We start from the raw sequence: 16554 nt of genomic DNA, 5'->3' as shown, positions 1-16554 counted from the left end.
GAGAGACAATCCAAACGTTTTATTCCTAATGATGCACATTCGAATAAATAAAATCAGTTTAACGATGATCTGAGAAAAAACGGAGATAGTAAATTTCAATTACCGTATTAAATTAATAATTTTAATAATATTTATTAAAGAAATATCGCAAAAGATAATCTAAGTCAAGAGAAAAAGCAGACCGAATTGGCCTGCATTCTATTAAGCTCTATATGTCTTACCAATATACTGAACAATTTTACGAAACTCTGTAACTGTTGGACGACCAAAAGGACTTGTCTGTCTTTGCTGATAGAGTAGTTAGCCTTCCTCGTCAATTAAAAAGTACGCTGGCTCACCATGAGCACCATGATTTTCATAAAGATCATCTTTACGGTGATAGTGAACATTTTTACCTTCGAAAAAGCCAGCGCTTTCTTCAAGATTTTCAAGATCACTCACACAGACAGGACACCAAGAACCTCTATAGAAAAGAAAACTCTTCGCAACTATTTCCTCCTTTGAATAGAAACAATCGCCTTATCATGTATGACAACTCTTATCCAATTCTGAATCGAGAGCGAATGATGGAAGATACCTTACTCCTTTTTTATACAAAATCATTGACAAAAACAAATAGCGACAACCAGATTTTTACTTTTAATGGTCATTTCGAACGAATGACACAATATGCACGTAAACAAAACTAAATGCTTCTATTCTCACACAATGATACAAAACATATATTGTGTATCATTATGAAAATGAAAGAAAGCTTAATTTTAGGGGGTTTTCTCTTTTCAATGTGAGCCGTGAAAGGTATAATGATACATATCAAACAATTATTTATCATGAATGATACATATTGAATGCAGAAAGAAGGTTGCCTTCATGAACACGGTTCAGCCGATTCGAGATCCTCAGAAGATAAAATTAGTAAAACTAAACCTGCGAAAGCGAAATTCCAGAGATTGGTTTTTGTTTAACATGGGAATTAATACTGGGTTACGCATTAGTGATTTACTCCCATTACGAGTTGGTGATGTTCGAAACCAAACGCATATTATCATAAAAGAAAAAAAGACAGGAAAACCAAAACGGTTTCCGATCAACTATGCACTTAAGGAATTAATCGAGTCATATACGTTTGATATGGAAGAAGGAGATTTTTTGTTTCCTTCAAACAAAACTGATTTACCTATTCAACGAGGTCAGGCTTATAAAATTCTCAACCAGGCTGCATCAGAAGCAGGACTTTCTGAAATAGGAACGCATACAATGCGAAAGACGTTTGGTTACTTTTACTATAAACAGACGAAAGATGTAGCAATGCTTCAAAAGATCTTCGGCCATTCAGCACCCTCGATTACCTTAAGATACATCGGAATTGAGCAGGAGCAAATGGATGAATCACTGTTTAACTTTAGTTTGTAAACTACTTCAAAATCGGAACATGTTATACTTTTTGGAGAGGAGGGGGGAGCAAGCTCTTTCATATCAGAAGAATAGTAAGGATCACTATATTAATGAAGAAACATGAAGCATAGTGTTATGGTTTCGCTTACAATATTAAAGGAGGTTATGTCATTGGTAAAAAAAGATCATCAGGATCCTACAGAAGCATCCATACATACTGATTTTAAAAACAATATGACATACGGGGAATACTTAAGCCTTGATAAAATACTGTCGGGACAGAACCGGTTATCCGACCATCATGATGAGATGCTTTTTATCATCATTCACCAGGTAAGCGAATTATGGATGAAATTAATCTTGCATGAACTAAGAGGGGCAATTGAAGCAATCGAAAAAGATGAATTATCAACTGCTTTTAAAATGCTTGCGCGTGTTTCGAAAACACAGACCCAAATCATTCAGGCTTGGGACGTTCTCTCAACGTTAACCCCGTCGGAATACATGCAGTTCCGCGATTCACTCGGCCAGGCTTCTGGTTTTCAGTCTTATCAATACCGTATGATCGAGTTTGCATTAGGCTATAAAACACCTCACGTGTTAAAGATTTATGAGAAAGATAAAGAGCTTCATGAAAAACTAAAAGGCGCTTATCAAGAACCCGGTATTTATGATGTAGCGATTAAAGCTCTATCGAGGGCGGGATTACCTATTGATAAGGACGTTCTTGATCGCGATGTGACCGAAACATACAGAAAGAATGACTCAGTAATGCAGGCATGGCTGACCGTATATCGAGATGTAGAAACGTATTGGGACCTGTATGAACTAGCTGAGAAGCTTGTTGATATTGAAGATTGGCTCCAACAATGGCGTTTCCGTCATATGAAAACTGTGGAGAGAATTATCGGGTTTAAACAGGGGACCGGAGGCTCATCCGGAGTTGGGTACTTGAAGAAAGTACTGGATCATCGCTTTTTTCCTGAACTTTGGGATATTCGAACAGAGCTTTAGTATCATATAATATCATTATGTAAACACATATAATAAAATGCCCTCTTAAGGGCATTTTTTATATTAATATTTCCTTTAACACGTTATCAGTTTCTAAGAAAGAGAGCGCTTTTTGTTGGAAGATAGGATCATGAAGGTATGTGTAGCGATTTTGTTTTACAGCGGGAGCAGATAATATCGCCTCTGCCAGAGCAGATTTTGGAATTTTTTCTTCTTTTACATAATGGAAGAAACCCGTTCGTTCAAACACTTTCTTCATTCGTAAAGCTCGGTGGTTTTGAACGTTTGCCATGATGTACGTAGCGAGACCTACTTGAATCCCGTGCATATAAGGTTTTTGCAATTGTTTGTCGAGAGCATGTGAAATCAAGTGCTCGGATCCACTAATTGGAGCACTATTTCCACTAATCACCGTGGCTACACCGCCCATAGTTAAGGAACTTACAAGCTCTTTAATAAAGATTGGATTTTGAAGGTCAGTCATCGGCGTGCGAATGAAACTATTTACTGCTTTTTTACTTAGCATCGATGCGAAGGCATTGACGTGGCCTTTTCCATGCTTTTCTTCAAATTCCCAATCGTAAAGAGCCGTAATGTTACTCATCAAATCTCCTACACCTGCAAGTAAGAAATGCGAAGGAGCCTGTTGTATCACTTCAAGATCCGCAATAATGCCAAAAGGCACCTGGGCAGGAACGGTCGTCTTTTTTTGATTAACGATAAGAGAACAATTGCTGCTAGCAAAACCATCATTGGAAGCAGATGTTGGCATGCTGATAAAGGGGAGTTTTCTAGAAAATGCAATATACTTTCCGTAGTCAATAATCTGACCGCCCCCCATAGCAACGACAACATCATAGGAATCAAGGGTAAAAGCAAATGCAATGAGATCCTGAATCGTTTGACCGGGTTCCATTTTTTGAACATTGATGGTCACGTGTATCGACTTCAGAAAGGACTCGGCATATGCATCGTAAGTAAACGCATCAAACAATAACAGAGCATGATGAAACCCGTGTTTATGAAGAATAGAATCTAGCTGATGACGGATACCTGAACGAATCTCCAAAATAGAAGGAATCGGAATATTCGTTAATGCATGCATGCTTAAACTGTACCTTTCTCACGCAAAAATTCTTCAATCTGCAAAAACGAATCAACCGCAACATAAGGCACATTATTTTCCTTTAATAAATCTTGAAGGGCATCTTTAGCAAAAGTCAGATCGGCAACTTTCGCAGGATGCGAATCGGGTTCGCTGTCACCAGCAAAATAAACAACATCATAGGTTTCCTTTAGTTCTGCAATGACTTTCGATTTATCAATGCCGTAACGTCTTGAATAATGTTTATGATTTTCGTCAATCGACAAATGGACATTTTTATCTTCATAATATCCTTTATTTGAGAATACCGGTACGTCTTTAATGCCATAATGCTCGAGAATGTGATGGATGTAATAATCGGTGCCGGCACTTAGTATATAGAAATCCCCACCGCTTTCCTGAACCGTTCGTATGAAAGAGGGAACATGCTCATCAATAGGTAGTGAGAGAATGTCTTGAATAATTTGCTCTTCATGCTGATCAATCGATTGAAATACCTGGCTAAGAAAATCAATATCCTGCATTTCACCTGCTTTCCATTTCTTATACAATGGTTTCCCTTCAGGATAGTAAGTGTCAATCACAAGCCAGTAGAAATCCTTTTTTGAAATCGTTCCATCAAAATCTGACACAAAAGCCCACTTTTTCATTTATGTATCCTCCTCGTTTGATAGCTGATCTCTTAAAATTGTAGCATGCTTTTGGATTCAAAAGAAATTCAATTCTTTTAGAACAATAACGTACAACAGCATTAAATTGTGTTAAAATGATTTTTAAAAAGTTAAACAATTCAATTTAATCTGAAGGAGTGCGAGAATGAGTAAAACAATCAGCAAAGTCCAGGTGGAAGATATCATTATCGCAAACCAAGTTTTAAAAGAAGTCGTTGTTCATACACCGCTACAGCGGAATGAAATACTCTCCGATCGCTATAACTGCAACGTTTATTTGAAAAGGGAAGATTTGCAAAACGTCCGTTCTTTTAAAATTAGAGGGGCATATAACCTTATTCAAAGCTTAACTATGGAAGAAAAGGAAAACGGGATCGTATGCGCTAGTGCAGGAAACCATGCGCAAGGTGTTGCTTTCTCATGTAAAACGCTCGGCATTCAGGGTCATATCTTTATGCCCGCTACCACGCCAAGACAAAAGATATCACAAGTTGAACTGTTTGGAGGATCATACGTTGAAGTGATTTTAACAGGAGATACGTTTGATGATTCGTTCCATACAGCTAAAGAGTTTTGTAACAAACAAGACAAAACATTTATTCACCCATTTGATGATTATCGAACGATTGCAGGTCAGGGAACCGTTGGCCTGGAAATTATGAATGACATTGATGAAGTTGACTACGTGATGCTTGGCATTGGCGGAGGTGGACTAGCTTCTGGTGTCGGATCGTATATTAAAAGCATTAGCCCCGATACGAAAATCGTTGGAATTGAACCCGAAGGCGCTGCGGGAATGAAACGTTCGATTGAACATGACAGCGTCGTACCCCTTGACTTTATTGATAAATTTGTAGACGGTGCAGCGGTGAAACAAGTTGGCAAACTGACCCTGGACATTTGCAAGCATCTTCTTGATGATGTTGTTCTTGTGCCAGAAGGGAAAATTTGCACAACTATTTTGGAACTATACAATCAGAATGCGATTGTAGCTGAACCTGCAGGGGCTTTATCGATCGCTTCACTCGATTTCTATAAAGATCAAATTAAAGGAAAAAACGTTGTTTGTGTCATTAGTGGGGGAAATAACGATATTAACCGGATGCAGGAAATTCAGGAACGCTCTTTGATTTATGAAGGGTTAAAACACTACTTCATTGTCCATTTTCCGCAGCGGGCTGGCGCCTTAAAAGAATTTATGGCGGATGTGCTAGGACCAACTGACGATATTACCCGCTTCGAATATACAAAAAAGAACAACCGAGATCGAGGACCAGTCTTAGCAGGCATCGAACTTAAGCATAAAGAAGATTATGAACCTTTGATTGAGCGTTTAAATCGAAAAGGGTTTTCTTATATTGAAATTAATAAAGATCAGGACCTCTTTAACCTGCTTATCTAAAACGCCTATAATGGGCGTTTTTCTTCGTCAGGGCTTTCGAGTATAAATTCGACGCTTCTTTCTATATGATAGGAAGAGATTGTATTAAAAAGAGGTGTGCAATGAAACTAAGTATACTTGACCAATCGCCCATTTTTTATGGAGAAACGGAAGGGGATGCTCTACAATCCTCAAAAGAATTAGCTGTTCTCGCAGATCGTCTTGGCTATACCCGATACTGGGTCACAGAACATCACGATTTAGAACATGTAGCTTGTCCTGTACCAGAAGTGCTCCTAAGCTATATTGGCGCGCACACAGAGGAAATCCGACTAGGTGCTGGAGCGATTCTCCTTCCGCACTATCAACCATATAAAGTCGCTGAAGTGTTCCATACGCTTGCGACGCTATTTCCAGGTCGTATTGATCTTGGTTTAGGAAGAGCACCAGGTGGATCTGCCGAGGCAACAACGGCTCTATCGCCACGATTTCTTGAAGAAGTTCGAAAGATGCCAGAAAAAGTGGAAGAATTACTTCGCTTTCTTCATCATGATTTTCCGAAAGACCATCTGTTTCATAACGTTCAAGCAAAACCCGTTCCGAACCAAGGTCCTGAACCCTGGTTACTTGGGACAGGGAAGAAAAGCGCATTACTTGCTGCAGAAAATAACATGTCCTATGCTTTTGGTTATTTTATGAGCGACCATGATGGAAGGGAACTTCTCAACACGTATCGAACCAACTTTGTTGGCGAGAGGCCTTATACGATTTTAGCGATTTCCGTTATATGTAGTGAAACCACCGCACGAGCAGATGAACTTGCCCATTGGACCCATGTTGTTAATGAAGCTCGTACAAAAGGTGAAAAAGCTCTCATATCCGTTGAAGAGGCCAAACGTATTTCTCTTCCTAAATATAAAACGAAGCTCATTAGCGGAACATTTGAGGCTGTACAGCAGAAATTAATGACTCTTGAAGAAGAATATGAACCAGATGAACTCATGATTACGACGATCACGCCTAATCGTGAGGAAAGGTTGACTTCTTATCAGCTTCTAAGTGAAGCCATAAAGCAAAAATAGATGTTTTTTCACTAATACGAATAAATCTGTTATGATAGAGTTTGGTTTCTTTTGTTTTTATAACACACGTTACGAACTGTCAGCATTTGAACAGTACCAATAGATTAGAAAATAAAAGGACGGATCACGCTAGAAGAGGAGACCGTACATGACTCAATCACTACCTTTCGAAATTACAAAGGAAGATTCTTTTTACGAGAAGCTTGGAGACTATGTAGGCGATGTATTTTATGACATTTTACCTGAACATGGTTACGAGCTTCGCGATGAACAGATCTTCATGGCTTTTCAAATTGAACAAGCCTTTAAGAATAAGAGCGTTGTTTTTGCCGAAGCAGGCGTAGGAACAGGAAAAACGTTTGTTTATTTGCTATATGCGATTTGCTATGCACGGTATACACGGAAACCTGCCATTATTTCCTGTGCGGATGAAACGCTTATTGAACAACTCGTAAAAGAAGGCGGAGACATTGAAAAGCTTGAGAAAGCTCTTGGGTTAACCGTAGATGTTCGCCTCGCTAAAGCAAGAGAACAGTATGTTTGTGTAAAAAAACTCGATTACCTTTCACATCGAACAGATGATGAGGATATTCTGAGCGTTCACGATGAAATTCCTGAGTTTGTCTATGAACCTGCTGCCTCGATGAAATCATTCCATCGATATGGTGACCGAAAAGAATACCCATGGGTACCAAATGATAAATGGGAAAAAATCGCCTGGGATCCATTGCAACAGTGTTCAACTTGTGATTGGCGACATCGATGTGGCCAAACATTGAATCGTGAATACTATCGACATGCTAGTGATTTAATCATTTGTTCTCATGATTTTTATATGGAACATATTTGGACGAAAGAATCGCGTAAACGTGAAGGGCAACTTCCATTGCTTCCTGAAGCAAGTACAGTTGTTTTTGATGAAGGACACCTCCTTGAATTCTCAGCACAAAAAGGACTAACGTATCGCTTTCACTCTGAGACTCTCTCAAGTATTCTAACAGGATACATGGACCAGGATGTACGAGAAGAATCTCTCACCCTTGTCGAAGAGATTCTTGAGCTTCATGATAACTGGTTTGCTCATCTTAGTGACTCAGCAATAGCCGTAGAAGGTTCCGTTCGTAAGGATGTACCACGAACAGAAGCAATGATTGAAATCGCAAAAGCCATTGCTGAAAAGGTAGATGCCCTATTAGAACAGCTTGTTTTTGATTCTGAGCTTTATGTGATGGAAGATTATCACGTCAAGATTATGGAAGAATATCTTGAATTTTTTGCTTATGGATTAAGAACGTTACTACAGGATGGAGAAGGGATTCACTGGCTTGAGGAAACAGAGACACAAACGTCGCTTGTGATTATGCCAAGACTTGTAGAAGACATTCTAAGAAAAGAAGTGTTTTCACAAAAAATCCCTTTTGTCTTTTCGTCTGCAACGTTATCTCAGGCAGGGGATTTCTCTTATACAGCTAGCAGTCTTGGTATTCAAAAGTACGCCTCATTTTCTGTGAATTCTCCATTTGATTATGAGACACAAATGAAAATGAATGGAACCGTTTCTCAGTCTGAAAAAGAAAAATGGGAAGAAATGGGTCATGCGCTCAATCTGAACAAAGGCCATTCGTTATTGTTATTTTCATCGCTTGAAGAAATGAACCGATTCCGCAGCTATGCCGATCAAGAAAGCTGGGATTTTACAATCATTTATGAAGGCGATCGTGAAATCAGTGAAACGGTAAAAGCTTTCCAGCGAGAACATTCTACCGTCCTATGTTCGTATCATCTGTGGGAAGGACTTGATGTACCTGGTGAATCGCTTACGCAGGTGCTTATTTCATCCTTGCCATTTCCACCAAACGACCCGGTATTTCAGGCAAAAAGAAGTCATTCAGAAAATCCGGTAAATGAAGTGGATCTCCCTTATATGTTACTCCGTTTGCGACAGGGAATCGGTCGATTAATTCGAAGCAGTGGGGATCATGGTTCCGTCCGGATATGGATGACAGAAGAACAAGTAACCACATATGAAAAGCAAGTTCAAGAAGTTTTGCCATTACCAATTAACTGGAATTAAATCAAAAGTTCTTTCTCTAATGAGAAAGAGCTTTTTTCAATAGGAGTTGGTATGATAGATACAGGAGGGATAGAATGAAAACAAATTGGGAAAGACACCAAGCGATCATTCATCTTCCAGATGAAGCCATTACCTCCATAGTGAAAAGCTATCATCCACATTGGAATATTACATCAACGACTTACCTTTCAGGGGGCTTAAGTCACACAAACCTGAAAGTCGACATTGCAAATGAAAAGCCAATCGTCATAAGAGTAGCAAGAAATGCTGAGAGTTTATACCGTGAAAAAGAAATTCATAGCATTCTTCCGACTCGTGTCCGAAAACCCTATTTTCTCCACTTAACTAAATGGAATGGGTATAACATTGGGCTGTTAGAATGGATGGAAGGTGAGTTACTTCGAGATCAGCTGACGATTTCTTCAGCACCTGAAATAGGAGAAATGGGGAAATCAATAGGTGAGCAGCTTGCCTGTATTCGCGAAAAGCGTTTTACTACATATGGATTTCTAGACCCGAACCTTGTCGTCAGGGAAGAATTCCGGTTAACTCCACAGTCATTCATTACGACAATCGAATCGTTTTTCAACCATCATGCTTCTAAATGGTTACCGGAACATATGCCTGAGAAGATCATCGAATTTGCAAAGGAAAATGCGCTTTTACTTAAAGAAGATCAGAGTGGAGCTGGACTTGCTCATGGTGATTTTAATGGATTGAACATCTTAATGACAGGAACGGAAGTAAGTGCCATTCTGGATTGGGAATTTGCATTATCAGGGAGTATTTATTTTGACATAGGGAACTTGCTTCGGTACGAATTCAATCATATCGACTCATTTGAACAAGGTTTATATAAGGGGTTAAAGAATAAAGGAATTTCACTACCGAAGCAATGGAAAAAGCTCGCGAAGCTTGCTGATCTTGTAGCGCTATGTAGCTTGCTTGACAGAGTAATGTGTGGAGAAAATAGAGTGAAAGATATTACGCGCCTTATCAAACAAACAATTCACTCAGAATAGTTAAAGAGAGAGGGAAAAGACATGAGGATAGGTTTTATTCGCCACGGGAGTACATCATGGAATAAAGAAAAGCGGGCTCAAGGTAGCTCGGATATTCACCTTGATGAACAAGGTCGCCGTGATGCAGCTAAGCTAGGTGAGTCACTCTTAAATGAGGAGTGGGATATAATCGTTTCAAGTGATCTATCACGTGCAAAAGAAACAGCTGAAATTATCGGGAGGTTTCTTCATATTGATGTTAAAACGGATCCAAGGCTGCGGGAAGCTGGCGGAGGACAAATTGAAGGCACAACGGAGCAAGAACGAATAGAAAAATGGGGAGAGAAATGGCGTGAGTTAGATCTCGGCATCGAAAAGGAAGAACTCGTTGTGGCAAGAGCACATGAAGCATTAGATGACTTATACCACCAATATCCAGGTCAAAACATTCTTATCGTAAGTCATGGATCGTTTCTTCGACATTTCTTTAAAAGCACATTACCTGAACTAAATCATGAAAAGCATATTGTGAACACATCTTTAACGGTTTTAAGAAGAAAAGGAGACGAGTGGTTAAATGAACTTTATCACTCAACAAGTCACCTTGATTAACAAGTAAAGGTTTCTTTATCTCCATCATGCATATTTAAAAGGATATTCGATTAGCATCAAGAAGTCTTTCAGTATGAAATGCAACTTATTTAATGGAGGGAATGAACGATGAAACTTCCTAAACGTATAGCAGAAGACTTATCTCTTATCGATCTGTACGACCTGTCTCTCGAACAGCGAACAGGTTGTTATGTCCTGCATGAAGAAGAACTAACCGTTATTGAAACTAGTGCAAGTCCTTCGATTTCACACCTAATTAGCGGGTTAGAAAAATTACATATCGACCTGAATGAAGTGCGTCATATCATTGTGACTCACATTCATCTTGATCACGCAGGCGGGGCAGGCCTCCTGCTAAAAAAATGTCCGAATGCGCGTATTCTCGTTCATTCAAAAGGAGCACGACATTTAGAAAATCCAACTCGCTTAATTCAGGGCGCCAAAGCTGTTTATGGCGAACAGTTTAAGGAGCTGTTTGAGCCGATTCTACCGATACCAGAAGACCGCTTAGTCATTATGAAGGATTACGATGAACTGAAGATTGGAAAGAAGCGCACGTTAACATTTATCGACACACCAGGACATGCCAAGCATCATTTTTCCATACATGACTCCAAAACGAACGGCATGTTTGTGGGAGATACAGTAGGGGTTTATTACCCACAACTCGATATTGAACTATATTTACCCTCAACTTCACCAAATCAGTTTGATCCAGATGACATGCTAGCATCTGCTGATAAAATCAAGTCTTTTCACCCTAGTCTTATTTACTTTGGGCACTATGGTCAGTCTAACAATCCAGATGAAGTCATTCGGCAACTAACAACGTGGCTATCTGTGTTTTTGAGAATAACGGAAGAAGTAACAAGTCAAGATCTGAAGAATGATGACCGATCAAAACACCTTTTCAAAGCGCTTCTAAGCAATGTCCAAGGCGCTTTATTCAAACAAGGTGTGCCTCTTGATCATCCCGTTTATCAATACATCAAGATGGATTTACACGTGTCAGCACTTGGCCTATTGGATTACACTGATCGAAAAAAAGTAAGAACCACTTAGGGGGATCTTAAGTGGTTTTCTTATGGATACGAAGCAAAACCGTTTATGATATAGTGAATAAGTCTACAGATCAACGTGTGGAGAGGTGCTATGTTAAAAACAAAATCAACGATTCAATCATTTCGTTATATTTTTATCACGTATGTAGGAACCATCGTCTTATTTGCACTTCTTTATTTGCTCCCTTTTTCCCATTATGGGTCGCTACAAGCGGTTGATTCGCTTTTTATCTCAACAAGTGCTCTTAGCGTAACGGGTTTATCTTCAGTAAATATTTCAACAGACTTCACTCGAATTGGACAGGCATTATTGATTATTGAAATGCAGTTAGGAGGCATTGGCATATTGGTTCTAGTCAGCTATCTTTTTCTTATGATGGGAAAGAAGCTAACGATGTCCAGCATGCTTTTAATTTCTAAAGACCAAAATCAATCGCAACTAAAAACCATTCGTTCGTTAAGTTTGTCGGTATTAATGATTGCGTTAACAGTGGAAGCTGTTGGATTTAGTCTCATGTTCAATGCGATTAGTGAACAATATAACTCCGTAAAAGAAGCTGTGTTTGTTACCGTTTTTCACAGTGTTGCAAGCTTTACGAATGCAGGATTCGATTTGTTTGGAGATAGCTTAATTTCTTATCAGCATAATTGGCTATTGCTTTTAACGTCAGCTACAATGATTTTCCTTGGTAGCCTTGGATTTCCCACCATCGTCGAATACATATTAGGCTTTCGTAAAAAGAAGAGTTTATTTACAAAAGTCAATATTAGACTTCATAGTTCACTTTTTATCATTGGGATTATAGTGTATTTCTTTTTAGAGTACAACGGTGTATTTAATCATTTATCTGTATGGGATAAGTTCGTAAATGTGGTTTTCCTTTCAGCTACCTCGCGAAACGGGGGATTAACCACTGTCGACATTTCAACGCTTGATATCACGACTGTCCTTATTTTAATGAGTTTGATGTTTATAGGTGGATCTTCTTCTAGTACAGGAGGAGGACTGCGCTTAACTACTTTTGCAGTACTTCTCGCAAAGATGGTATCTGTCGCAAAGTCCGAAGAATACACTACTTTATTTAAAAAAACCATTTCTCAGGATTCCATTAATAAATCCTTTCTTATCTTTTTAAGCTTCATCTTTTTATTTGGGTTTTCGACCATTGTACTTTCCTATTTTGAATCTCAGGAAATCCTTTTAGTGGCTTTTGAAGTCATTTCGGCATTAACGAATACCGGATTATCTATGGGCATCACTGGAGAACTTACAGGGATATCAAAGCTATTATTATGCATGCTTATGATTATTGGGCGCATTGGCGTATTTAGCTTCATTTACGCTGTATTTAAAATTGAAAAATCGAGAACACGTTACATCAAAGAAGACCTGGCTGTTGGATAGAAGGAGTGAGGAACGATGCGAAAACAATTTTTAGTAATCGGTGCAGGAAGGTTTGCAAAAGGCATCATCCGTGAGCTATATGAGCAAAAATGTGATGTGGTCGTGTGTGATAAAGATGAAGGACCATTAGAAGATATTGATGATTATACAACTCACTCCATTGTCGGAGATTTACGTGAAAACCGCGTGATGGATGATCTTAATGTTGAGCAATATGACGCCGTATTTGTCGCGATTGGTACGGACGCGTATTCAGCGATTTTAATTACGAACAGACTTCGTGATCGGAAGGCAAAAAAAATTATTACAAAAGCAGTTAGTCGCGAAATAGGTGAAATTCTATCTAACTTAGGAGCAGATCAGGTCATTTATCCTGAAGAAGAAGCAGGGATGAAAGTAGCAAAACAAATTATGATGCCAAATGTGCTCGAGTATATCGAAATCACAAAAAACGTATCGGCTATTGAAGTCGAGGTCCCAGAAGAACTGATCGGAAAAACGCTTCTCGAACTCGATTTTTCTAGAAAATATGAGTTGAACGTCTCCCTTATCTTGCGGAAAGAATCACCTATTTTGAGTCGCTATGCAGAAGTCGCGTTCCAAAAAGGAGATGTTATCTTAATGGTTGGAGAAAATAAGAAAATCGAGCGCTTTAAACACAAATTTTCAATCTAAATAAGTAACCCAAAAAGAAATAAAAATCCGCATAGTTTTGCGGATTTTTTTATGAAAATACAAAAAAATAAAAAAACATTTGAATGCGTTTACATCGTTGTCTTTTCAGTACAAATAGCTTATTTTGCAAAGAAATCAGGTGGCATAAAAGATGACAAGAATAAAATTTCTTGTTTATAATAAGTTTATTGAAATATTTTTAATATTTGGTATTAAGTTTTTATTAGAAAGGTTGATCGGACATGACAATTGATACGGCACATTCAACGCAACAAAGTCACCACGTTGCCCTAAGGCGTGACATTAACATGCTAGGAAGCCTTCTTGGTGACGTTTTAGTGCAGCATGGCGGCAAAGAACTACTTGATATGGTTGAATCGATTCGTGAGAAGACGAAATCCCTCAGAACAGCTGCAGATCTCGAAACTTCCCAGCAGCTGAAGGAAACCATTCAGACGCTTCAACCACCTATGAGAAAGCAAGTGATTCGTGCATTTGCTCTTTATTTTCACCTTGTAAATATCGCAGAACAAAATCATCGTATTCGAAGACGCAGAGACTATCAAATGTTGGAAGAAGAACAGTCACAGCCTGGATCCATTCCGCACGCAATCTCTTTACTTAAAAAGAACAATGTACCAGGTGAGCTGATTGAAGATACGTTATCCTCTCTGTCACTCGAACTGATTTTAACTGCGCATCCAACTGAAGCAACAAGACGCTCTGTCCTAGAAATTCATAAACGTATTGCGAAATCATTACAACAATTGGATAATCCGCTATTAACAAAGCGAGAACAAAAAGCATTAAAAGCGGATCTACTTAACGAAATTACCATCCTTTGGCAAACTGATGAATTACGCCATAAAAAACCTTCCGTTATGGACGAGGTAAATATGGGCCTTTTCTATTTTGAAGAAACGCTATTCGAAGTACTACCACAAATCCATCAAGAACTTGAAGAGTGTTTAAAAGAACATTATCCAGATGCGAAATGGGAAGTGCCGAATATTCTAAAATTTGGCTCGTGGATCGGTGGAGATCGAGATGGCAATCCATTTGTTACGCCAGAGGTTACATGGAACACGCTTGAACGGCAGCGAGAAGTTGTCATTTCTAAATACAAAGATTCTGTAAAAGACTTAATGAGACAGCTAAGTCAATCTACAAACCGTATTTCCATCTGTAGCGAGTTGATGGAATCCATTGAGGAAGATAAACGTCAACTTCCAAACACAAAAGAATGGGGCGTGCCTCATGAGGCTTATCGGGTGAAATTAGCCTATGTATTAGAAAAGCTAAGTCGGGTAAACCGTGTGAACGGATACAAAAATACAGAACAGTTTATTGCTGATTTGAAGCTTATAAGCAATAGTTTGCGTCAACATTTCCCAGAAGGGGCTCACTTTTCGCAATTAAATAAACTCATCCGACAGGCATCTCTTTTCGGATTTCACCTCGCTACGTTAGATGTTCGGAATCATAGTGGTGAACATGAGGGAGCAATCGCAGAAATTTTAAATCGAGTTAACATGGCAAGTGATTATGCAGCATTAGAAGAAGAACAAAAAGTTCGCTTACTTACTAGTATTTTGGAAGATCCGCGTCCTGTTCTATCGACTTATGAGGACTACTCCGAAAAAACACGGAAAATCATTGATATTTTTACAATGATTAAAAAAGCTCATCAAGAGTTCGGTACAAAATCAATTTCTGTTTACTTAATTAGTATGACCCGTTCGGCAAGTGATCTTCTTGAGGTACTCGTTCTTGCGAAAGAAGCAAACATTTACCGATTGCATGCAGATGGAAGTGTAGAAAGTGATTTAAATATTGCGCCTTTACTTGAAACCATCGATGACCTTAAAGCAGGACCTTCCATTATGAAGAGGCTTTTTGAACTCCCGGTCTATAAAAACCACTTAGCCAAGCTCGAAAACCGTCAGGAAATTATGCTTGGATATTCAGATGGAAGTAAGGATGGAGGTACACTTACAGCTAACTGGAAGCTTTATCAGGCCCAGCAAGAAATTAGCAGCATTGCATCTGAAAAAAACCTTCGTCTTAAATTCTTCCATGGGCGTGGAGGTGCACTTGGCCGAGGTGGTGGCCCACTTCGCAGAAGTCTTTTGTCACAACCACCAGAAACATATACAGCTGGGGTCAAAATTACAGAGCAAGGTGAAGTGCTTTCTTCTCGCTATTTGCTTTACGATATCGCTTATCGAAGTTTGGAACAAGCAACTACGACTTTACTAACTTCTGCTGTTTCAGGAATTGAAACAGATCAGCGTCAAGAAAAATGGCATAAAATGATGGAAGAAATGTCAGCAGTTTCACTTAAGTCTTATCAGTCCCTTGTATTTGAGGATGACGGATTCCTTGCTTACTTTAAACAAGGAACGCCACTCCCAGAACTTGGCGCACTAAACATTGGTTCACGCCCTATGAGTAGAAAAGGAACTGATCACTTTGATGATTTACGTGCAATTCCTTGGGTATTTGCCTGGACTCAAAGCCGTCAATTGATGCCAGCATGGTATGCTTCAGGCACTGGTTTAACGAAACTCGCTACAACAGAGGAAGGCTTAAAGAATTTAAAAGAAATGTATCAAAACTGGCCATTTTTCGCTTCACTTATTGATAACTTACAAATGGGTCTAATGAAAGCTGACCTCGCAACCGCTGAGAAGTACATGTCTCTGATTGATGACGAACAGCTCGCAAATCGGATATTTGGTAAGATTGTCGATGAATATCATCGTACGAAGGATGTTATCTTAACCATTACAGGACAAGAAGAGCTTCTTGATGGTACGCCAAATATTAAAGACTCCATCCGTTTACGCAACCCTTACGTTGATCCATTAAGTTCACTTCAAGTTGAATTAATTTCAACGTATCGATCTCAAGGTAGCGAGGACGATGAGCTATTGAAAGAAATTCTGTTAACCATTAACGGCATTGCGGCTGGCCTTCGAAATACAGGCTGATATCCAAGTACCCCTCTACATGTAGAGGGGTATTTATTGTAAAGAACGTGCGCGATTCTCGCTATTTACCACAAATACTTTTTCC

General features: G+C 39.0%; 13 protein-coding genes and 1 pseudogene. 11 read left to right on the top strand and 3 right to left on the bottom strand.

The genetic code is table 11. The annotated features are described in order from the left end of the window. Positions 1 to 201 precede the first annotated feature (201 nt). Positions 202 to 474, bottom strand: a pseudogene (locus PQ578_RS15965) (peroxiredoxin); the annotation flags it as partial. 396 nt (positions 475 to 870) lie between these two features. On the opposite strand from PQ578_RS15965, the gene PQ578_RS15960 reads away from it, so the two are divergent. After that, a complete protein-coding gene (locus PQ578_RS15960) occupies positions 871 to 1413 on the top strand; it encodes a site-specific integrase (protein WP_273835409.1) in 543 nt (180 codons plus the stop codon). A gap of 153 nt (positions 1414 to 1566) precedes the next feature. Then, positions 1567 to 2409 carry a tryptophan 2,3-dioxygenase gene (kynA, locus tag PQ578_RS15955; RefSeq protein ID WP_420541568.1) on the top strand — a complete coding sequence of 281 codons (843 nt, stop codon included), beginning with the start codon at positions 1567 to 1569 and terminating at the stop codon, positions 2407 to 2409. Positions 2410 to 2467: 58 nt separating this feature from the next. On the opposite strand, the gene PQ578_RS15950 is transcribed toward kynA, so the two are convergent. Together PQ578_RS15950 and PQ578_RS15945 are read right to left on the bottom strand one after the other, a co-directional pair. After that, positions 2468 to 3514, bottom strand: a complete 1047-nt coding sequence (locus PQ578_RS15950) for an iron-containing alcohol dehydrogenase family protein (RefSeq protein ID WP_273835407.1) — start codon at positions 3512 to 3514, stop codon at positions 2468 to 2470. Positions 3515 to 3516: 2 nt separating this feature from the next. Further along, positions 3517 to 4164 carry an MtnX-like HAD-IB family phosphatase gene (locus PQ578_RS15945; RefSeq protein WP_273835406.1) on the bottom strand — a complete coding sequence of 216 codons (648 nt, stop codon included), beginning with the start codon at positions 4162 to 4164 and terminating at the stop codon, positions 3517 to 3519. A 166-nt stretch (positions 4165 to 4330) separates the two neighbouring features. Between PQ578_RS15945 and ilvA the strand changes: the two genes are divergently transcribed. The 9 genes from ilvA to ppc all read left to right on the top strand — a co-directional run bounded on the left by ilvA (position 4331) and on the right by ppc (position 16469). Then, a complete protein-coding gene (gene ilvA / locus PQ578_RS15940; RefSeq protein WP_159782608.1) occupies positions 4331 to 5587 on the top strand; it encodes a threonine ammonia-lyase IlvA in 1257 nt (418 codons plus the stop codon). 101 nt (positions 5588 to 5688) lie between these two features. After that, positions 5689 to 6648 carry an LLM class flavin-dependent oxidoreductase gene (locus PQ578_RS15935; RefSeq protein WP_273835405.1) on the top strand — a complete coding sequence of 320 codons (960 nt, stop codon included), beginning with the start codon at positions 5689 to 5691 and terminating at the stop codon, positions 6646 to 6648. A 148-nt stretch (positions 6649 to 6796) separates the two neighbouring features. After that, positions 6797 to 8722: an ATP-dependent DNA helicase gene (locus PQ578_RS15930; protein ID WP_273835404.1), complete on the top strand. Its 1926-nt coding sequence runs from the start codon at positions 6797 to 6799 to the stop codon at positions 8720 to 8722. 74 nt (positions 8723 to 8796) lie between these two features. Further along, complete coding sequence (locus PQ578_RS15925; RefSeq protein WP_273835403.1) at positions 8797 to 9744, top strand: phosphotransferase family protein; 948 nt, start codon at positions 8797 to 8799, stop codon at positions 9742 to 9744. A gap of 21 nt (positions 9745 to 9765) precedes the next feature. Further along, the gene (locus tag PQ578_RS15920) at positions 9766 to 10335 is read left to right on the top strand and encodes a histidine phosphatase family protein (protein ID WP_273835402.1); all 570 of its coding nucleotides are present in this window, start codon (positions 9766 to 9768) and stop codon (positions 10333 to 10335) included. 108 nt (positions 10336 to 10443) lie between these two features. Continuing rightward, positions 10444 to 11397: an MBL fold metallo-hydrolase gene (locus tag PQ578_RS15915; RefSeq protein ID WP_273835400.1), complete on the top strand. Its 954-nt coding sequence runs from the start codon at positions 10444 to 10446 to the stop codon at positions 11395 to 11397. Positions 11398 to 11487: 90 nt separating this feature from the next. Continuing rightward, a complete protein-coding gene (locus PQ578_RS15910) occupies positions 11488 to 12801 on the top strand; it encodes a TrkH family potassium uptake protein (RefSeq protein WP_273835399.1) in 1314 nt (437 codons plus the stop codon). 15 nt (positions 12802 to 12816) lie between these two features. Beyond that, positions 12817 to 13476 carry a potassium channel family protein gene (locus PQ578_RS15905; protein WP_226613189.1) on the top strand — a complete coding sequence of 220 codons (660 nt, stop codon included), beginning with the start codon at positions 12817 to 12819 and terminating at the stop codon, positions 13474 to 13476. 242 nt (positions 13477 to 13718) lie between these two features. Next, positions 13719 to 16469, top strand: a complete 2751-nt coding sequence (ppc, locus tag PQ578_RS15900; protein WP_273835397.1) for a phosphoenolpyruvate carboxylase — start codon at positions 13719 to 13721, stop codon at positions 16467 to 16469. The last annotated feature ends 85 nt before the right edge of the window (positions 16470 to 16554 follow it).

Source organism: Guptibacillus sedimenti (assembly GCF_028610665.1).
GTDB classification, from domain to species: Bacteria; Bacillota; Bacilli; order Bacillales; family Guptibacillaceae; genus Guptibacillus; species Guptibacillus sedimenti.
The sequence above is the reverse complement of the archived record's forward strand: the minus strand, read 5'-3'. Positions and strand labels throughout refer to the sequence as shown.